This window comes from Cellulomonas marina (genome assembly GCF_900111925.1).
GTDB lineage: Bacteria > Actinomycetota > Actinomycetes > Actinomycetales > Cellulomonadaceae > Cellulomonas > Cellulomonas marina.
Genome location: NZ_FOKA01000023.1, coordinates 14,433 through 33,220, shown reverse-complemented (window position 1 = coordinate 33,220; position 18,788 = coordinate 14,433). Strand labels below are relative to the sequence as shown.

Genomic DNA, 18,788 nt, shown 5'->3' with positions numbered 1-18,788 from the left:
CAGGAGGTCACCCCGCCCCAACTCCCGGCGCTCAGCGCCTAACCAATGAAGGTCACGCGGCAGCCGTCACACACCACGACCGGGGACTTGACCGGCACTCGTGTCGGCGCCATGCCGCAGACCGGGCTTCAGCGACCCTTCATCAGACCTCGACCCAGCCTTCGGGCCGTCCACCCGACGCTTGACTCGTGGCGCCGTCCGGCGCCAAGAGGAGCGCAGCGATGTCCTGGTGCCTGGGCCTAGGAGCAGGCGGCTGGTTGATGCTCGCTGCCAGCGTGGCCGTACTCGCGCTCGCCGTCCGGGCGGTCCTGCGCCTCTTCCCTGCGTCACCTGCACCCGACCCGGTCGCAGTTCTGGAGACGCGCCTGGCATCCGGTGAGATCGACGTCGACACCTACCGCATCTTGCGCAACGAGCTGGCCGGCCGCGTCCCGGCCGGGAGGAGGACCCTCTGATGAGATCTCACCTCACTGGTATGGCGATCGCCGGGAGCGTCGTGCTCGTCGTCCTGATCGCCGTCGGCGTGCGTCCAGGTGCAGCCTTGCCGTGGGCTGCCGCCTTGGCGTGCCCGTTGATGATGATCGCGATGATGGTGATGATGCGCCGCGGGCACGACCACGCCGGCGATCAGAGCGCCGACGGTTGCGCCGAGCCAAGTGCCCCGGTGGACCGGCCGGTGAGTCGCTGAGCGCTCACACCGTCGGCAGGGTGATGGTGAATGTCGCGCCCTTGCCTGGGCCGGCGCTGGCGGCGGTGAGCGTGCCGCCGTGGGCAAGGGTGAGCGCCTTGCTGATCGCCAGGCCGATGCCCGAGCCACCCCGGGCGCGGTCGCGGGCGGTGTCCGCGCGGTAGAACCGCTCGAAGACGTGCGGCAGGTGCTCCGCGGCGATGCCCTCCCCGGTGTCGGAGACCTCGAGCACTACTCGACCGTCTTGCCCCTGCGTGGCGAGAAGAACGATGCTCCCGCCGGGCGGCGTGTGGCGGACCGCGTTGGAGACCAGGTTGTCCAAGACCTGTGCGATGCGGGTGCGGTCCGCCGCGACCCGCGGCAGTCCGTCGGCGACCTCCACCTCGAGGCTCACCCCTGCGGCCGCCGCGCGTTCGCCGGCGGCAGCAGCGGCGGCCTGGAGCAGATCGGCGGGTGGCACCGGTCGGAGGTCCAACGTCAGGTCTCCCGCCTCGGCGTGGGTCACCGCGGCGAGGTCCTGCGCGAGCCGGGTGAGCCGGGCACCTTGCTCGCGCAGGACGGCCATCGTCGCCTCGTCGAGCGGCTGGACGCCGTCCTCGACCGCCTCCAGGTACCCGGTGATCGTGGCCACCGGCGTGCGCACCTCGTGGGCGACGTCGGCCAGCAGGCGGGCGCGTAGCCGGTCGGCCTCGTGCAGACGGTCGGCCATCGCGTTGAACGACCGCGCGAGGTGGCCGAACTCGGCGCCGAGCCCGGGGTCGGGCACGCGGGACTCGTAGGCGCCTGCGCCGACGCGCGCGGCGGCGGCGGAGACCGCGGCCAGGGACCGGCCGATGCGGCGGGTCAGCACGAGGCTGACGGCGGCCGCCGCCAGAGCGGCGGCTCCGAGAGCGAGGGCGAGGGAGACGGTGCTGGCGTCCTCAAAGGCCTGCTCCGCGTGGACGACGGCGGCGTCGTGGTCCTCGAGCCCGGCACGGAGCATGTGGTCGTGGAACAGGCCAGGTCCCACGGCCGATGCGACCAACCACGCTGTGATGGCCGCGGTCGCCAGCACGATCACCAGGGCCGCCAGCAGACGGGCACCCAGGGCCCACGACGTCGCGGCGGGCGGCCGAGTCTCGGGCGTGCTCACGCCCCGGTTCCGATCCGGTACCCGACGCCTCGCACGGTGCGCACGTACCGCTGTGCGTCGGCGGTGTCGCCGAGCTTCTGCCGCACGTGCAGCACGTGGACGTCCACCAGGTGCTCGTCACCCACCCAGCCTGGACCCCAGACAGTGTCGATGAGCGCGCGGCGGCTGAAGACGCGCCCAGGCTTGGCCGCCATCGCCGCCAGGACGTCGAACTCGGTGCGGGTCAGCGCGACGGCCTCCCCGTCGCGGTGGACCTCCCGCGCCTCCACGTCGATCCGCAGGTCGCCGACCTCGAGCACCGGTGCGGCCGACGGGGCCCGGGCCACGCCTGCCGCCCGTCGCGGCCGTCGCATCAAGGCGCCGACGCGGGCGACGAGTTCACGCGGGCTGAACGGCTTGGTCATGTAGTCGTCGGCACCGACCGAGAGCCCGATGAGAGTGTCGACCTCCTCGGAACGAGCGGTCAGCATGACCACGTAGCAGTCGGAGAACGTGCGCAGCTGCCGGCACACCTCGACGCCGTCTAGCCCAGGCAGACCGAGATCCAGGATCACCAGGTCGGGGTCGACCTCGCGCAGCACCTCGACGGCCCGTGCGCCGTCGTGGCAGAGCGTCGCCGTGTATCCCTCTCGCTCGAGGTAGCCGGCGACGAGCCGGGCCAGGGGCTCCTCGTCGTCGACGACGACGGCGCGGCGGACGGACGGGGCGGACGGGGTGCTCACGGGGTCCATCTTCTCCGGCGGCTCGATCGACGCGTCGCTCAGCCGGCCCTGCCCGCCGACCTTCATCGAACCTTGACCCAACGGCGAGCGTCCGTGCGGGTGCGGCTACCGACAGTGAAGGAGTCCGATTGCACCCGTCAGGAGCTGCCGTGCCCTCCACAGCCAACGACCCCCCGGTCGTCACCGTCGTCCACGCCCCGGCGTGCCACTTCTGCCACGACGCCGAGGAGGCGTTGGCGGCCATGGCCCGCGACGTCCCGCTCGTGGTGCGCAGCGTCGGGATCGACACCGACGAGGGCCGTGCGCTCGTCGCGGAGCACCGCCCCGCGATGAACCCCCTCGTCCTGCTGGACGACCAGTTCTTCTCCGCCGGGCGTCTGCCGCGCAAGAAGCTCAGCAGGACCCTGGCCGGGCGAGTCCCACAGGTCGGTGCGTGATGGGCTCCGAGCTGCTGACCACCGGCAGCATCCTGGCCGCCTTCTTCGCCGGCGGCGTCGCGCTGTTCGCCCCGTGCTGCATCGTCTTCCTGGCGCCGTCTTACCTGGCGGGCGCGGTGAAGAACGCCCGGTGGCGGCTGCTGCCGCTGACGTTCGTCTTCGCCGCCGGCCTCGCCGTGGTTCTCGTCCCGATCACCCTCGGCATGAGCCTGCTCGCCGGCGCGATCGCTCGATACCACGGCCCCCTCTACTGGGCGGGCGGGCTACTCATGATCGCGTTGGGCGCCCTGGCGCTGTCCGGGCGGATGTGGTCGCTGCCGTCCTTCCTGCGCGCTCCGGACACTACCCGGGGTGACACGGCGAGCTTCTTCGCCCTGGGCGTGTTCTCCGGCATCGCGTCCTCCTGCTGCGCGCCTGTGCTCGCCGGCGTCATGACGTTGTCCGTCCTGTCGGGATCCCCGATCGGCGGGTTCACCCTCGGTCTCGCGTACGTGTTCGGGATGGTGTTCCCACTCTTCGTCATGGCGCTGGTCTGGGACAGGGCGCGTCTCGGAGAGCGCAAGCTCCTCCAGGCGAAAGTCGTCCGGCTGCGCATCGCCGGGCGGATGTTGGTCACCAACACGCTCAACATCGCCGTCGCCATCGGGTTCGTGGTCATGGGCGCCTTCGTCATCGCCCTGGCCGGCAGCAAGGACATGACCGGCGGCAGCGCATTCCAGGACGCCGCGTCCCGCACGCTCACCGACCTGTTCGCGGCGATCCAGGACGTCCTGTCCCCCATTCCCGAACCGATTCAGGGCATGGCGCTGCTCGCCATAGCGGCGGGGTTCGTCTGGGCGACGCTCGCCGACCGGCACCGTTCGACCCACCGAGCCACCCGACCCGTCCTCGACGAGACGGCCCGCGACGGGCTCGCCGACGAGCCCGTCTCGTCCTGCCACGCCGCCACCCCGAGCAACGAGGAAGTGACCCGATGACCTCCGGAACCGCCATCCGACGTCAGGCCGAGCGTCAGCAAGCCCTTACCGAGATTCAGGACGCGCAAGCGGGCGCTGCGCGGCGTCGGCAGCGCCTGAGCTGGGCCGCGTGGGGCGCGGCCGCACTCATCATCGGCGTGGTCGTGGCGATCGCGCTGATCACCTCACAACCCACGACATCGAGCGACCTCCGGGTCGCCCCCGCCTTCACCCTCCCGGCCTCTGACGGATCGACCGTCTCGCTCGCCGACTACCGCGGCGAGCCGGTCGTCCTTTACTTCAACGAGGGCGCGGGGTGTGACTCGTGCCTGCTGCAGATGGGCGAGATCGAGAAGAACGCCGCCTTCGGCGCCGACGGCATCACCGTCCTGCCGATCGTGATGAACACCGCCGAGCAGATCAATGCCGACCGGGACCGCCTCGGCATCCAGGCGCCCTTCCTGCTCGACGACGGCACGGTCTCCGCCGCCTACGACACCCTGGGCAAGGGCATGCACGAAGGCCTTCCCGGCCACGGGTTCGTCCTCATCGACGCCGACGGCAATCAGCTGTGGCACGGGAACTACCCGTCGATGTGGCTGGCTCCCGACGACCTCCTGAAGGAGGTCGAAGCGCGTCTGTGATCCCCACCCCGCCCCGCAGCGGGACCACGCTCTTGACCCGACCGCCCCGACATGGAGGAAACCTGATGGGCTGCTGCCAGGACACCACGACGACCACCAGCACCGCGACCACTGCGAGCGACGCGGACCCGACCAGCTGCTGCTGTGGAGGTGGTGGCGCCGCTACCGACGTGTGCTGCGCGACCAGCACCCCGGCGTGAGCCGCCAGCACCACCGTCGATCCTGGGAAGGAACTGCATCGTGAACAGCACCACCCGACGGCGACTCGCCGCCGCCATGTCAGCTATCACCCTCGCCGCAACCCTCGCCGCATGCTCGGGTACCACCGAGCCGGCCGACGGCTCGACCACGACGAGCCCATCTGCGAGCGGCGACGTCGCCGAACACAACGATGCGGACGCCCAGTTCGCGCAGATGATGATCATCCACCACGAGGGTGCCATCCAGATGTCCGAGCTGGCCGTGGAGAAGGCCAGCACTCCCCAAGTCCGAGAGCTGGCCGAGCGCATCGCTGCCGCGCAGGGCCCGGAGATCGAGCTGATGTCCGGCTGGCTCGACGCGTGGGGTGAGGGACGGCCCGACGGCATGGACATGGGCGGGATGGACCACGGCGGTATGGACATGGAGGGCATGGACCAGGACGAGGCGATGGGTGCCCTCGACGAGCTCGAGGGCGTCAACTTCGACCGCTCGTTCCTCGATCTCATGACCGCCCACCACCAGGGCGCGATCGAGATGGCTGAGCGGCAGCTGGCGAAAGGAGCCCATCCCGAGGCGATCGACCTCGCACGGGCGATCATCGACGACCAGACCGCGGAGATCGACGAGATGCAGGAGATCCTGCGCGGTCTGTGATCCGGACCGGGCAGGGCCATCGTTCCGAAAGTCGGGCTCTGATGGACGGCGTCGAGCCCAACCCGACCCTCCTATGAGAACCGTCGGCCGGGGGAGTCGGGCCGGGCGCCGCACCTAAAGCCAGGAGGCACCTGCAAGACGCCCCGTCGAGCGGCAGCCAGGGCCGGAGCGTGCCCCGAGCGCGCCCCGAGCGCGGGCGCGGCGCCGTCAGGCGTGCTGGTGCCTCTCGTGAGTGCCGTGACCGACTGGTTCGAGCTGAAACGTGCAGTGCTCGGTGTCGAAGTGGTCACCCAGGCACTCGGCGAGCTGGTCCAAGACCTGCCCGGTACGCCCGGTGTCGATGCACGCCTGGTCGACGACCACGTGCGCCGACAGCACCGGCACGCCGCTGGTGATGGTCCACACGTGCAGGTCGTGCACGTCGACCACGCTGGGCACGCCCCTGATGTGCTCGCGGACCTGGCGCAGGTCGATGCCGCGCGGGGTGGCCTCGAGCAGGACGTCGACAACCTCGCGCAGCAGTGACCACGCCCGGGGCAGGATGAGGACGCCGATCGCCATCGATGCGATGACGTCGGCGCGGGTGTACCCGGTCGCCGCGATGACCACGGCGGCGACGATGACGGCGACCGACCCGACCAGGTCGCCCAGGACCTCCAGGTAGGCGCCGCGCACGTTGAGGCTCTCCGCTTGCCCGCGGCGCAGCAGCAGCAGCGAGACAAGATTGGCGACCGCGCCGAGCACCGCGACGCCCAGCATGACGCCGGTCCCGACGTCGGGCGGGTCGTTCCACCGGGCGATGGCCTCGACGATGACCCAGAGGGCCAGCCCGCCGAGCAGCAGGGCGTTGGCCGCGGCCGCGAGGACCTCGGCGCGCTGGAGTCCGAACGTGCGGGCGTCGGTCGCCGGGCGTGCGGCCAGGGCGGCGGCGACCAGGGCGATGGCGACGCCGGTGGCGTCGGTGAGCATGTGCCCGGCGTCGGCGAGCAGCGCCAGCGATCCGGACACCAGGCCACCGATGACCTGGACCACGACGACCGAGACGGTGATGGCAAGGACGGCGAGCAGACGCTGGCGGTGCCGACCGGTGGCGGTGCCGTGGTGGTGGTCGTGCCCGGCGCCCATCAGCGGACCGCCGTGTCGGCGCTGCGCAGGCGCCCGATGCCGGGCACGAAGCGACCGACCCGGGCCGCGTAGGCGGCGTACGCCGCGCCGTGGGTGGTGAGCAGGTACGGCTCCTCGACGGCCCGAACCTGGAGCTGGACGGCCAGCACGAGGGCGACCAGCGCGGCCAGCGTCACGGCTGTCGGCACCATGAGCACGATCCCCGCTAGGGCGATCGCCATCGCGGTGAAGATGGGGTTGCGCGCCACCGCGAACAGGCCGGTGGTGACCAGGTCGGTGCGCTCGGTGGCGTCCACGCCGATGCGCCAGGACGCGCCCATCCCGCTCTGCGCGGCGGCGACCACGACGAAGGCCGCGACCGCCACGAGCAGCCCTACCCACGCGAGCGCGCCGGGCAGGTTCGCAGGCGGGAGCAGGGCGCGGGCCAGAGCGAGGGCGGGTCCGGCGGCGCCGAGCAGGAGGGCGAGGGCGAACAGCCGCCCGCCCCACCACCCCGACGACCCGGCCGGGCCGGAGACGCCCCTGAACCCGGTGGAGCCGGTGTGGCGTCGGTGCGCCCAGGACCGGATCCCGAACATGACGACGACCGCCATCAGGTACACGGTCAGCGCGACGGCGGCGGCACCGCGGGCGTTCACCGCTCACCAGTCGTGGCGGTGCGGGCGTCGTCCTCGTCGATGTCGTCGCGCCGGTCGCCGTCGTCATCGTCATCGACGAGCTCGCCCTCCCAGGCCTCCTTGCCCTCGTGGATGGCGAACGCAGCGATGACGAAGCCTGCCACGGGGTCCAGCCACGCCGCGCCGGTCAGCTGGAACAGGCCCACGCCGGCGAGGGTGGAGATGCTGAGAAGGACGCAGATCCGGGTCTCGGCGGCGTCGGCCAGGATCAGGTTGTCCCGCAGCGCAAGACCGACGCGGCGCTTGGCCGCGGCCAGGACCGGCATCACCACGATCGACGCGGCCAGCAGCACCAGGGCCAGCGGGGAGGCGTCCGGGGTCTCCTCGGAAACCAGTGCGCGGATGCCCTCGACGGTGACGTACGCGGCCAGGACGAAGAGGGTCACGGCGACCGCGCGCAGCACCAGCCGCTCCTTGGCCTCGTCGGCCTGCCCGTGGCGCAGCCGCGCGGACAGGCGCAGCGCTACCAGGACACCGGCGATGGACTCGATGCCGGAGTCGATGCCGAACCCGATCACCGAGACCAGTCCCGCGGCGAGGCCGGCGCCGATCGCGACGATGCCCTCGACGACGTTGTAGGCGACGGTGATCTGAGCCAAGCGCAGCCCGCGACGGGTCAGCCGCTCGACCTCGGCCATCTCCGCAGTCGCCGCGCTCACGCGACACCGCCGGACATGGTCGCTGCGCTCGCACCGGTGCCGTAGTTCGGGCACAGCGCGACCGCTTCCCCGGTCAGCTCGAGCAACTGCTCGGCGGCCTCCAGGAGGGCAAGGGTCGCCTCCGGGTGCGCTAGGGAGTAGTGCGTTGCCCGGCCCTGCGTCCTTGCGCTCACCAGGCCACACTCGCGCAGGCACGCCACATGCTTGGACACGGTCGACTGCGCAAGACCCAGGTGCGCCGTCAGGTCCACCACCCGGTGCTCACCGAGCGCCAGATGCCGCACGATCGACAGGCGCGATGCGTCGGAGAATCCATGGAAGAGGCAGGCTGCGACGAGAAGCGAGCCCTCACGTACATCGTGTCTCGGCTGTATCATCGACATAAGGCGATGATGCCAGACTCTTCCGATCCCCGACAACTTGCTCGCCTCTGCGGCGCTCTTCCGACCGCAGCGTGGCTCGACGGCCGGACTTCCATCAGATCAGCTACCTCGAACGGATCCGCTCGAAGGCGGCCAGGGCGGCGTCTTGTGCCTCCGGCAGCGTGTGCAGGTACTTCTGCGTCGTCATGATCTGCGCATGGCCCATGCGTTCCATGACCGACTTGAGGTCGGCGCCGCCGGCAAGCAGCCACGAGGCATGCGCATGCCGTAGGTCGTGCATGCGGACGGGGAAGTCGACCCCGGCGCGTTCGACCGCCGGCCTCCAGTGGCGCGTGTTGAAGGTCGCGCGGGAGAGCGGATGCCCGCCGGCCACCTCGCGCGACGGGAAGAGCAGGTCGTCGCGAGCCAGGCCGAGCTCCGCGATGCGCGCAGCGAGGACGTCGAGAAGGCCTTGCGACACCCGGAGTGTGCGGGACTCGTCGTCCTTCGGGTAGGGCTTGACGATGAGGCGCTCACCCGTGGGGGAGTCCTTCCGCGACACCTCGACGATCGTCTCCTCGACGGTGATCGTGCGACGGAGGAAGTCGACGTGGCGCGGTCTCAGAGCGACGAGCTCGCCCCACCGGAGCCCGGTCTCGATCGCCGTCATCACCAAGGGCTTGAACCTCACCGGGATCTCCGCCAGAACGGCGGAGTACTCCTCGGGTGTAAGGGTTCGCGCCTTCTTGGCCACCACCTTCGGCAGCTCCGTGCTCTCGCACGGGTTGAAGGCGATGAGCCGGTCTCGGACCGCGCGGGCGAACACGGAGTGCAGCATCACGTGGTACTTGGCGATGGACCGAGGGGACAGGCCCTGGTCGAGCGCCGATCGGACCCAGGTCTGCACGTTCGACGCCGTGATCTGCGCCAGTTTCATCTCGCCGAAGAACGGGACGAAGTGCCGCCGCAAGTACGAGCGGTATGCGGCGAGCGTCGAGACCTCGAGGTGGCGTGACGGCAACCAGACCTCCTCGGCATACGCCCGGAACGTCACGCGGCCTGCGCGCCGGTCGATCCACGTGCCGTCGTGGATCCTGTCTTCGGCGCGCATCGCTGCACGCTCGGCCTCTCGGCGGGTGTCGAACGTGCCGGCGGAGCGAAGGTGACCGTGGGTGTCGCGGTAGACGGCGGTGTACCGCCGTCCGCGCTGCCTGGACCGCTCGACGACCCAGCCCATCGAACCTCCTGTGGTGAGCAGTTGGTCAGCAGCGGCACCCGTACGTGGACGGATATCGCCGAACGCCGGCGAACAGGGAAAATTGCGTTTGACCTGCGGCAACGCCGCTCCCGACGCTAGTCCTGGGCGCCGTGCTGGGCAAGGTTGCGTCGCTCATAACCCAGAGGTCGCAGGTTCAAATCCTGCCCCCGCTACACAGTGACGAGGCCCGGACCGGACGGTCCGGGCCTTCGTCGTCCCCGAGCCGCACCAGCAGTCGGACGAGCGGTCCGCCGTCCACCCGGCGTGCCCCTCGACCTCCCGGTGCCGCGTAGCCTCCTCGGATGCGGTGGGACGTGCGGCACCTGACCCGGCGGGCCAGGGGAGGACCGCCGCGGGTCCCCGTCGCCGCGCGGCCGCCCGCCGCGGGTCTCGACACCGCCACGGTGCACGGCGTCCTCGAGCTGGCGGTGCGGACCGGGGAGGCGATGCTCTCGCTCGGCGCCGCGGCCGCGGACGTCACGGCCGCGATCCACCGGCTGGTCGCGGCGTTCGGCCTCGTCGGGACGCAGGTCGACCTGACCTTCACCTCGATCACGGTCAGCAACGACCTGGCGGGCACGGGCACGTCGGTGACCGTGATGCGCGTGGCCGGGTCGCGGACGGCCGACTACGACCGGCTCGCGCGGGTCCTGGACCTGGCGGCCGACCTGTCGGGGCGCCGCGTCCCCACGGCGGAGGCGGCTGTCGTGGTCGACGCCGCCCACCTCGCGCTCGACGAGGTGCTGGCCGCGCCGGCGCCGTACCGCCCCGCGGTCGTCACGCTCGTCCTGTCGGTCATGGCCGCAGGGGTGTCGGTGCTGCTGGGCGGCGGGGCGTGGGTGGCGCTCCTCGCGGGCGGGACCACGGCGGTGATCGACCGGACGATGCGGGCGCTCGCGCGCTGGGGGCTGCCGCCCTTCTTCCTGCAGGTCGTCGGCGCGTCCGTGGCCACCGCCGTCGCCGTGCTGCTCCTCGTGCTCGTGCCGCTGCTGCCCGTCGAGCTGGCCACGCTGCCGCCCTCGCTCGTCGTCGCGTCGGGGATCGTCGTGCTCCTGGCGGGGCTCTCGCTCGTCGGGGCGGCGGAGGACGCGATCGGCGGGTTCCCCGTGACCGCCAGCGGGCGGGTGTTCGAGGTGGTGCTGCTGACGCTCGGGATCGTCGTCGGCATCGGCGGCGTGCTCGACGTCGCGCGCCGGCTCGGGGTGCGGCTGGAGGTCGTGGACGAGTTCACGGGCGCGGCGCCGGTGGGGGTGCAGGCCGTCGCCGCCGCCGTGGTGGCCGGGGCGTGGGCGCTCTCGTCGTACGCGCGTCCCCGGGCCGCCGCCGTCGCCGCCGCGGCCGGTGGCACTGCCTGGCTGCTCTTCACCGTCCTGCGCGCCCTGGAGGTGGGTCCCGGCGTCGCGAGCGCGGGCGCGGCCCTCGCCGTCGGCTTCGCCTCCGAGTCGCTCGCCCCGCGCCTGCGCGTCCCGGCGCTGGTGACCGCCACCTGCGCGATCGTGCCGCTCCTGCCGGGGCTGGCGATCTACCGCGGCCTGTTCCTCGTCGTCGACGACGGCAGCAGCCTGCTGGCCGGGGCCGAGGTGCTGCTCGAAGCGGCCACGGTCGGGCTCGGTCTCGCGGCCGGCGTCACCCTGGGGGAGATCCTGGCCGCGCCGGTCCACCGCCGCGCGCGCTCCCGGCGGCACCCGGACCGGGCTGGCCGGGTCCTCACCTCCTGACCCGGCCCGGCGCCGCACGTGTCCGCGGACGCGTGCGGCCGCGGGCGCCTCAGTCCGTCGTGCGGCCCGTCAGGCGGTCGCGCAGCCGGTCGACGAGACCGACGCCGGCGCCGAGCGTCTTGTGGAAGAGCTCGGAGTGCGGCGCGGTCGGGTGCGGGCGCGTGGGCGCCAGGCGCTTGGCGGTCTCGACCTTGCCGGCCAGCTCCACGAGGGTCGCCGCGGGCACGTGCGCCCGCAGGCGGGGGAACTGGTCCGCCTCCTCCTCCGCGATGTGCTCGGTGAGGTCGGCCTGCAGCTCGCGCACGAGGGCGAGGAACTCCGCCTCGTCGGTGTCGGTGCGCTCGAGCCGCTTCATGATCCGCACGATCTCCTCGTGCTCGGCCTTGTCCTCCTCCACCTCCTGCTCGCCGCCGGGCAGGTGCTCGGCGATGGCGGGGTAGACGTACATCTCCTCGGCGACGGCGTGCCGCATCACCTCGGCGATCACGGTGTCGGTGAGGTCGCGCCGGAGCGCGGGGTCGGTCGTGCCCTCGATGCGCCCCAGGAGCTCGAGGAACTCGCGGTGGTCGGCGGTGAGCACGTCGACGACGTCGGGGGCGGCCTGGGTGTCGGTCACGGGGACTCCTCGGGACGGCGCCCGCCGACGCGTCGCACGGGCACCTGGTCGGGGCCGGCGCCCTGCACGCCGGTCCCGACCAGCGTCCGTCACCTCGTCCGGCGCCACCACCGGGCGCCGGACCGCGTCAGGACCGGGTCAGGACAGGATCAGGACAGGATCAGGAGAGGGAGCCCGCCAGCTGCGTGGCGCGGTCGGCCAGGTCCGCCCGCGCCCCCGGCGTCACCGTGCTCGGGCCGGTCGGCTGCTGCAGCCGCTCGACGAACCGCGTCAGCTCGCGCCCCGCCTGCTCGGTGCGGCCGCGGTCGAGCCAGCGCTGGGCCTGCGCGAGGTGCAGGTCCGTCAGGTAGGCCACCGGCCCGGCCACCTCGCCGGCGGCGCGGTACCCCGCCAGCGCCTCCTGCACCTCGGCGACCGTGCCCGTCGGGGCGGCCACGTCGACGGCCAGCAGCGTCGTCGTGCCCGACACCTCGTTGGCGACGGCCAGCACGGGCGTGCCGGTGGGCGACTCGTACGACGGGATGAACGTCAGGCCCTCGGGGCCGAGGTCGCCGGCGCGGGCGAGGCTCTCCTCGCCGTCGTCCTCCACCGACACGGAGAAGTCCCGGTCGTTGACGTACGTGACGAAGGCGGACCGCTCGGGCTCGGTGACGTCGAGGACCGCGATCCCGCCCACCCGCTCGAAGCCGACGAAGGCGTACGTGCGTCCGCCGACCGTGCCCACGGCGACCCCCTCGGGCTCGGGACCCTTGGCGTCGCTGCGGTCGTCGAACGCGGTGCCCGCGTGCCCGGAGTTGAAGTACCCGGGCAGGGCCTGCGCCGTGAGCTGCTCGAACGCGTCCCCGGAGTCGAAGACGAGCGTGCCGTCGGTGTCCCAGACGGAGAACGAGCGGGTGCCGAACGCGTGCAGCGTCTCGTAGCACGAGCCGTCCGCCCGCAGCCCGCTCGCGGTCGTGACCGTGAGGCGGCCGAGGTCGTCGTCCGCCGTGCGACCTGCCAGCGGCGAGTCCGCGCAGACCGGCGCGAGCCCGTCCTCACCGAGGTCCTTCACGCGGGTCTCCTCGACGTAGTCGCCCCACTCGCGGGCGTCGCCCTCGTTCGCCGTGACGAGGTACGTCCGGCCCGCGCGGGACCACGAGGCGATCGCGTCGGGCATGGGCAGCCCCCGCAGCCCCTCGACGGTGCGGATGGCGACGGCCCCGTCCCGGTCGGAGGTGTCCAGCCCGTTGCCCGGCAGGCCGTGGTCCTTCGACCCGAGGGGCAGGACGCGCGTGACGGTGGCGCTGGTGAGGTCCACCACCGCGATCGCGTTCGCCTCCTGCAGCGTCACGTACGCCGTCGAGCCGACGATCGTGGCGTACTCCGGCTCGAGGTTCGCGGAGACGGGGTGGGCCGCGTCGACCGTCGGGCCGAAGACCCGCACGCCGGCCGGGAGCGCCCCCGGCGCCTCGAAGGCGTGGAAGTCGGCCGTGCGGACCGCGGACTGCGGGACCGTGCCGGGTCGTGCGGGCACCCGGTCGGGCAGGGCGACGACGGAGACGGAGCCCTCGGGGTCCACCGTGTAGTCGTCGGACGGCTCGCCCTCGTTCGCGACGACCGCGGTCCGACCCTCCGCGTCGAGCGCCACCATGTCCGGCAGCGCGCCGACCCGGACGGCCCCGAGCACGCGCGGGGTCGCCGCCGCGGCGTCGAACAGCACGAGCCAGCCCGGGTCCGTCTTCACGTCCGACTCGACCGCGACGACCCCGAGCCCGTCGGCGCGCACGGCGACGGAGTTCGCCACGGCACCGGCCGGGACGACGGAGCCGTCCACCGCCGCCGTACCCGCCGTGACCAGGTCGGCGACCTTCGCCGGCGACGAGGCGTCGGACGCGTCGAGCACCTCGACCCGCCCCGCCTGCGCGTTGACGACGAACAGCCGCCGGGTGCCCGCGTGGTACGCGACGATCTCGGCGGCGGACTCGTCGAACACGCCCGTCGCGTAGGTGCCGACCGGACGCAGGCCGATCGCGGCGTCGTCGGCGGAGAGGACCACGGGCGCGACCGTTCCGGCACCTTCCGTGCCGGCACCGGCCGTCGCGGTGCCGGTCCCGACGCAGCCGAGCACGAGCCCCGTCCCGACCACCCCCACGGCGAGGCGGCTGCTGCGGGTGCGGGGGCGTGCGGGCATGGTCGTCCTCCGGGTCGGGACGGCGCGCGGGCGCGGCGCCGGGCGGTGCGCACGCTAGGGGCGGCCGGTGACGTCCCGTGGTCGTCGGGACGACCACGACGGGACGGGCGGCCGACCGCGGAATGAACGACGGCGGCCTCCGGGCCGGTCGGCGGCGCGGCGGGATGCTGGGAGAATCGTCCCGGGACGGCCGGTCGGCCGGCCGGGGACCGGCTGGAGGAACGGCGTGGACGCTGCTGCGCGAGGCACGGGGGACGTGGACCAGGACGCGCAGGCGGCGCGCACCGCCGTCGCCGACGCCCGCCGCACGGAGTCCGCCCGCCGCCTGCTGGCCGCCGCGACGTCCCGCGGCGACGCGGCGCTGCAGGTGGTGGCCGCGCTCGCGGCCCGGCTGCTGCGGGCGCCGTCCGCCGAGGTCTGCCTGCTCACCGACGAGCGGGTCGTCGTCGGCGCCGTCGGCCCCGGCCCCGGGCCCGCCGGCACGCGGACGTCGCTGGAGGCCGCGCTGTGCACGCGCGTCGTCGCGCGCGGCGAGGAGCTCGTGGTCACCGACGCCGTGCACGACCCGCGGACCGCGGACGCGGAGGCCGTCCGCGCCGGCGGCCTCGTCGCGTACGTCGCCGTGCCGCTCGTCGGTGACGCGGGGCACGCGGTCGGCGCCGTGTGCGTGCACGGCCCGGAGCCCCGCGTCTGGACCGGGGCGGAGGTCGAGGCGCTCCGCGAGCTCGCCGCCGCCGCGGCGGGGCAGTGCGAGGTGGCGCGGCTCGACCACCAGTACGCCGACGCCGAGCGCAGCGACCTGCTGGCCACCGCTGCGGAGGCGGCGGGTCTGGGCACCTTCCGCTGGGACCTGCGCGACGGGTCGTTGCACTGGGACGCCGCGCTGCTCGAGGCCTTCGGGTACGACGAGCAGTCCTTCGGCGGCACGATCGACGCGTTCGACGCGCGCCTGCACCCGGCCGACCTGCCGCCGGTGCGGGTCGCGCTCAGCGAGGCCATCGCCGCGTGCGGCGTGTACGAGGCCGAGTTCCGCGTGGTGCGGCCCGACGGCACGACGCGGTGGATCAGCGCGCGCGGCCGCGCGCTGCCCGGGCCGGGGGGCGAGGCCGAGCAGGTCGTCGGCGTCACCACCGACACCACGGCGCTGCGCGTGGGCGAGGAGCGCGTCCGCGAGATCCTCGAGGGGATGTCGGTCGGGTACTTCCGGCTGGACGCGGACTGGCGCTTCTCCTACGTCAACACCGCCGCCGAGCGGATCCTCGGGGCACCCCGGGACCGGCTGCTCGGAGAGGTCGTGTGGGAGGCGTTCCCCGCGGCCGTCGGCTCGACGTTCGAGTCGAGCTACCGCGGCGTGGCGGCGACGGGGGAGCCGGCCGTCTTCGACGCCTACTACCCCGCGCCGCTCGACGCGTGGTTCGAGGTGCGCGCGGTGCCCGAGGACGGCGGCGTCGCCGCGTACTTCACCGACGTGACGGCCCGGCGGCGCGCCCTGGAGGCGACGGAGCGCGCGCAGCGGCGCTCGGCGCTGCTCGCCGGCGTGGCGGGCGTGCTCGCCGAGACGCTCGACCCCGTCGCCGCGCTCGAGGCCGTCGTCGGCGTGCTCGTGCCGGAGCTGGCGGACCTCGCGGTCGCCAGCCTCCTCGACGACGGGCACGGCCCCTGGGAGCACCGGCTGCGCGACGTCGCGGGGCGGGACGCCGACCCGGCCCGCAGCGACGACCTCGAGCAGTACCTGCGGCTGCGGGTCCCGGCCCTCACCCGGACGTCGCCGGTCGCGCGGGCGTTGAGCACCGGACGGCCCGTGACGGTCGTGCAGGCGGGGGAGCAGGCCGCCGGCGACCTGCTCGACGCCGGCCCGGCGCACGAGCTCCTGCAGCGGCTCGCCCCGCACGCCACCGTCGTGCTGCCCGTGCGCGGCCGCGGCCACACGCGCGGACTCCTGACGCTCGTCAACCGCGCGGAGCGGGGGACCTTCTCGCCCGACGACCTCGGCACGCTCGCCGACGTCGTCTCGCAGGTGGGCCTCGCGCTGGACAACGCGCACCTCAACGCGACCCGGCGCACCCTCGTCGAGGAGCTGCAGCGCAGCCTGCTGACGGCCCTGCCCGAGCCGGACCACCTGCACCTCGTCGCCCGGTACGTGCCCGCCACGCGCGGCGCGCAGATCGGCGGCGACTGGTACGACGCCTTCCTCGTCCGGGACGGCAGCACGTGCCTGGTCATCGGGGACGTGGCCGGGCACGACCTGCGGGCCGCCGTGGCGATGGCGCAGGTGCGCAACGTGCTGCGCGGCGGTGCGCACGCCGTCGTCGAGCCGCCCGCGATCATCCTCGGCTCGCTCGACCTGGCGATGCACGACCTCGCCATCGGGTCCCTCACCACCGCGGTGCTCGCCAAGGTCGAGCAGACGCCCGAGCTCGCGGCGGCCGGGCGCCGGCGCCTGCGGTGGTCCAACGCCGGGCACCTGCCACCCCTGCTCGTGCACCCCGACGGCCGGGCGGAGCTGCTGGCGCGGCCGTCGGACATCCTGCTCGGGCTGGTGACCGGCGCGGACCGGCACGACCACGTCGCGGAGCTCGACCCCGGCTCGCTGCTCCTGCTCTACACCGACGGTCTCGTCGAGCGGCGGGGAGAGGGGCTCACGCAGGGCCTCGAGCGCCTGCGCACCACCGCGGAGGGGCTCGCCGGCCTGCCGACGGGCGAGTTCTGCGACCGGCTCATCGCCGCGCTCGCCCCGGACGCGCAGGACGACGTCGCGCTCCTGGCGGTGCGCCTGCACCCCGAGGACCAGGAGCGCCCGGCGGAGGCCGGGCCGCGGGTGCTCCCGGCGGACCTGCGCGCGGAGGGGTGACGCCGGCGGGACCGACGGGCACGTCGGCACCGGTCATGGGATGATCCGAGGCGGCAGGGACGTTGTCCTGCCAGGCGCACACCCCGCGCCACCGTTTCGCGACAACCACCGTGGTCGGCACGACCGAAGGACGTGACCCGCGTGATCCTCGACCTGCACCAGTCCCTCCACCACCAGCGCCAGCAGGAGGCGGCCGAGCGTCGTCGCCGGGCGCTGGCGCTGCGCGAGCAGCGCTCGCGGACCGCCGCCTCGTCGGCGGCCGCCCCGCGTCGCGCCCGCTGAGCGTCGGCCCCGCACGCCGACCTCACGACCAGCAGGCCCGGACCCTCTGGGGGTCCGGGCCTCCGTCGTCCCCGGCGCCTCGTGGCGGCGGTCGTGCCGCACCGCGGGCCGGGGGAGCCGGTCAGCAGGTGGACAGCAGCATCGGCACCAGGAGGGTGCCGAGGTCGTACAGCGGCTCGGTGCCACCCGTGAGGTCACGGCCGGTCACGCCCAGGGTGACGCGCCGCTCGCCGTCCGGCGACGACAGGGCGAGGGACAGGGTGCCGAAGGACGCGCCGTCGTGGCCGTACAGGTAGGCCGGCTCCGCGCCCGGTGCCACGCAGGGGTCCGGCACGCGGTACACGCCGAGCCCGTACTCGAGGACCTCGTCGCTGCGCGGCGTCGTCATGTCCGCGACGGTGGCGGGGTCGACGAGACGGCCGGACAGGAGCGCGGCCGTGAACGACGACAGGTCTCTCGTCGTGCTCGTCACCGCACCGGCCGCGCCGAACACGTCCGGGTCGAATCCGGTCAGCGACCTCCAGCCCAGGCCCTGCGTGCCGGTCCACGCCGCGTCGGACAGGAACGGGCCGCGGTGCTGCGGCTCGTCGGGGAAGGCGCTGTGCCGCATGCCGGCGGGGCGGAAGACGCCCTCCCGCAGCAGGTCGCCCAGGTCCCGCCCGGTCGTCCGCTCGAGCAGCATGCCGAGCACCACGTAGCCGGCGTTGCTGTAGGAGAAGGCGGTGCCGGGCTCGGCGACCCACGGGGTGGCCAGCGCCGCGGCGACGTGGTCGGCGTCGGTGTAGTCCTGCCCCATCGCCGCGAAGAGCTGCTCGAGCGAGGTGAGGTCGCTCATCCGGGCGGCGAGGAGGGCGTCCGTGCCGGTCGGCATGCCGGACCGGTGGCTGAGCAGGTGCTCGACCGTCACCTCGGGGTGCCCGGGCAGCAGCCCGGGGAGGACGTCCTCGACGCGCGTGCCGAGCGACAGGGCGCCGCGCTCCACCTGCTGCAGGACGAGCGTGGCGATCATCGGCTTCGTGTTGCTCGCGACGCGGAAGCGGTCCGTGTCGTGAGCGGGGGCGCGGCCCCCGAGCTCACGGGTGCCCGCGGCGTCGGACCACGTCCCGTCCGGCGTGTCCACGCGCGCGGTCACGGCCACCGCCCCGCCGGCGACGAGCGCGTCGACGGCGGCACCCAGCGCGGCGGCGTCGTCGCCGGGTCCGGCGGGTGACGTCGGGGAGGCGGGACCGGCGGGACCGGCGGCGCGGGACGCGGACGGCGCGGCGGGTGCGGCGACAGCGGCCTGCGCCGCACGAGCGGCCTCGAGCACGGCGCGCGCCGTGGCGGTGGGGTCCTCGGTGCCCGGCCCCGGCGCCGCGGCCACGGCGGGTGCGGCCCCGAGCGGGACGGCCAGCGGCAGGGCGAGCGCGCCGGCGACGAGGCCGCGCACGAGCGGGCGGCGACGGGCGGGACGGGCGGGACGGGCGGTGGCGGACGACATCGGTGCCTCCTCGGATCGGGTGCCACGTGCCCCCAGCCTGCGAGGACGGGCGCGGCGTCCGCATCGGCCGCCCGACGGAGATCGGCCCGCCGGACCCGCGCCGGCGTCTCCGACCGCGGACGGAGGCCGGTGGCCCTACCCTGACGACCTGGCGCA

At 73.9% G+C, this 18,788-nt stretch carries 19 protein-coding genes; 9 read left to right on the top strand and 10 right to left on the bottom strand.

The window, feature by feature from the left end; translation table 11 throughout:
* Positions 1–260 precede the first annotated feature (260 nt).
* Positions 261–455: a hypothetical protein gene (locus tag BM048_RS17260; protein ID WP_239079063.1), complete on the top strand. Its 195-nt coding sequence runs from the start codon at positions 261–263 to the stop codon at positions 453–455.
* Complete coding sequence (locus BM048_RS17255; protein WP_090035187.1) at positions 455–688, top strand: DUF2933 domain-containing protein; 234 nt, start codon at positions 455–457, stop codon at positions 686–688. The genes BM048_RS17260 and BM048_RS17255 overlap by 1 nt, the downstream gene beginning before the upstream one ends.
* Before the next feature lie 4 nt (positions 689–692).
* On the opposite strand, the gene BM048_RS17250 is transcribed toward BM048_RS17255, so the two are convergent.
* Complete coding sequence (locus BM048_RS17250) at positions 693–1,820, bottom strand: HAMP domain-containing sensor histidine kinase (RefSeq protein WP_239079062.1); 1,128 nt, start codon at positions 1,818–1,820, stop codon at positions 693–695.
* Positions 1,817–2,551 carry a response regulator transcription factor gene (locus tag BM048_RS17245; RefSeq protein WP_090035204.1) on the bottom strand — a complete coding sequence of 245 codons (735 nt, stop codon included), beginning with the start codon at positions 2,549–2,551 and terminating at the stop codon, positions 1,817–1,819. The genes BM048_RS17250 and BM048_RS17245 overlap by 4 nt, the downstream gene beginning before the upstream one ends.
* A gap of 140 nt (positions 2,552–2,691) precedes the next feature.
* Between BM048_RS17245 and BM048_RS17240 the strand changes: the two genes are divergently transcribed.
* The 4 genes from BM048_RS17240 (at position 2,692) to BM048_RS17225 (ending at position 5,434) form a co-directional block, all read left to right on the top strand.
* Complete coding sequence (locus BM048_RS17240) at positions 2,692–2,979, top strand: glutaredoxin (protein ID WP_090035183.1); 288 nt, start codon at positions 2,692–2,694, stop codon at positions 2,977–2,979.
* Entirely contained in the window at positions 2,979–3,956 is a 978-nt protein-coding gene (locus BM048_RS17235; RefSeq protein WP_090035202.1) for a cytochrome c biogenesis CcdA family protein, read from the top strand. The genes BM048_RS17240 and BM048_RS17235 overlap by 1 nt, the downstream gene beginning before the upstream one ends.
* Entirely contained in the window at positions 3,953–4,579 is a 627-nt protein-coding gene (locus tag BM048_RS17230; protein WP_090035180.1) for a peroxiredoxin family protein, read from the top strand. Before BM048_RS17235 ends, BM048_RS17230 begins: the two co-directional genes overlap by 4 nt.
* 240 nt (positions 4,580–4,819) lie before the next feature.
* Entirely contained in the window at positions 4,820–5,434 is a 615-nt protein-coding gene (locus BM048_RS17225; RefSeq protein ID WP_239079061.1) for a DUF305 domain-containing protein, read from the top strand.
* A gap of 207 nt (positions 5,435–5,641) precedes the next feature.
* Here BM048_RS17225 and BM048_RS17220 read toward each other — a convergent pair whose 3' ends face one another.
* The 5 genes from BM048_RS17220 to BM048_RS17200 all read right to left on the bottom strand — a co-directional run bounded on the left by BM048_RS17220 (position 5,642) and on the right by BM048_RS17200 (position 9,494).
* The gene (locus tag BM048_RS17220) at positions 5,642–6,559 is read right to left on the bottom strand and encodes a cation diffusion facilitator family transporter (protein ID WP_090035173.1); all 918 of its coding nucleotides are present in this window, start codon (positions 6,557–6,559) and stop codon (positions 5,642–5,644) included.
* Positions 6,559–7,197 (bottom strand): methyltransferase family protein, encoded by a 639-nt coding sequence (locus BM048_RS17215; protein WP_239079060.1) that lies wholly within the window; start codon positions 7,195–7,197, stop codon positions 6,559–6,561. The genes BM048_RS17220 and BM048_RS17215 overlap by 1 nt, the downstream gene beginning before the upstream one ends.
* On the bottom strand, positions 7,194–7,874 hold the full coding sequence (locus BM048_RS17210; RefSeq protein WP_090035171.1) for a cation diffusion facilitator family transporter: 681 nt from the start codon (positions 7,872–7,874) through the stop codon (positions 7,194–7,196). Before BM048_RS17210 ends, BM048_RS17215 begins: the two co-directional genes overlap by 4 nt.
* Positions 7,875–7,891: 17 nt before the next feature.
* Positions 7,892–8,278, bottom strand: a complete 387-nt coding sequence (locus BM048_RS17205) for an ArsR/SmtB family transcription factor (RefSeq protein WP_090035168.1) — start codon at positions 8,276–8,278, stop codon at positions 7,892–7,894.
* A gap of 103 nt (positions 8,279–8,381) precedes the next feature.
* Positions 8,382–9,494, bottom strand: coding sequence for a tyrosine-type recombinase/integrase (locus BM048_RS17200; RefSeq protein WP_090035165.1), 1,113 nt, complete (start codon positions 9,492–9,494; stop codon positions 8,382–8,384).
* Between the two features lie 323 nt (positions 9,495–9,817).
* On the opposite strand from BM048_RS17200, the gene BM048_RS17195 reads away from it, so the two are divergent.
* On the top strand, positions 9,818–11,233 hold the full coding sequence (locus BM048_RS17195; RefSeq protein ID WP_090035162.1) for a threonine/serine exporter family protein: 1,416 nt from the start codon (positions 9,818–9,820) through the stop codon (positions 11,231–11,233).
* Positions 11,234–11,282: 49 nt separating this feature from the next.
* Here BM048_RS17195 and BM048_RS17190 read toward each other — a convergent pair whose 3' ends face one another.
* The gene (locus tag BM048_RS17190; RefSeq protein ID WP_090035159.1) at positions 11,283–11,849 is read right to left on the bottom strand and encodes a hemerythrin domain-containing protein; all 567 of its coding nucleotides are present in this window, start codon (positions 11,847–11,849) and stop codon (positions 11,283–11,285) included.
* A 160-nt stretch (positions 11,850–12,009) separates the two neighbouring features.
* Positions 12,010–14,019, bottom strand: coding sequence for a choice-of-anchor I family protein (locus BM048_RS17185; RefSeq protein ID WP_175499617.1), 2,010 nt, complete (start codon positions 14,017–14,019; stop codon positions 12,010–12,012).
* Between the two features lie 226 nt (positions 14,020–14,245).
* Here BM048_RS17185 and BM048_RS17180 point away from each other — a divergent pair, with 226 nt between their 5' ends.
* Both BM048_RS17180 and BM048_RS18350 read left to right on the top strand, forming a co-directional pair.
* Complete coding sequence (locus BM048_RS17180; RefSeq protein ID WP_175499616.1) at positions 14,246–16,870, top strand: SpoIIE family protein phosphatase; 2,625 nt, start codon at positions 14,246–14,248, stop codon at positions 16,868–16,870.
* Between the two features lie 132 nt (positions 16,871–17,002).
* Positions 17,003–17,152: a hypothetical protein gene (locus BM048_RS18350; RefSeq protein ID WP_175499615.1), complete on the top strand. Its 150-nt coding sequence runs from the start codon at positions 17,003–17,005 to the stop codon at positions 17,150–17,152.
* 121 nt (positions 17,153–17,273) lie between these two features.
* Here BM048_RS18350 and BM048_RS17175 read toward each other — a convergent pair whose 3' ends face one another.
* Positions 17,274–18,632, bottom strand: a complete 1,359-nt coding sequence (locus tag BM048_RS17175; protein WP_090035154.1) for a serine hydrolase domain-containing protein — start codon at positions 18,630–18,632, stop codon at positions 17,274–17,276.
* Positions 18,633–18,788 lie beyond the last annotated feature (156 nt).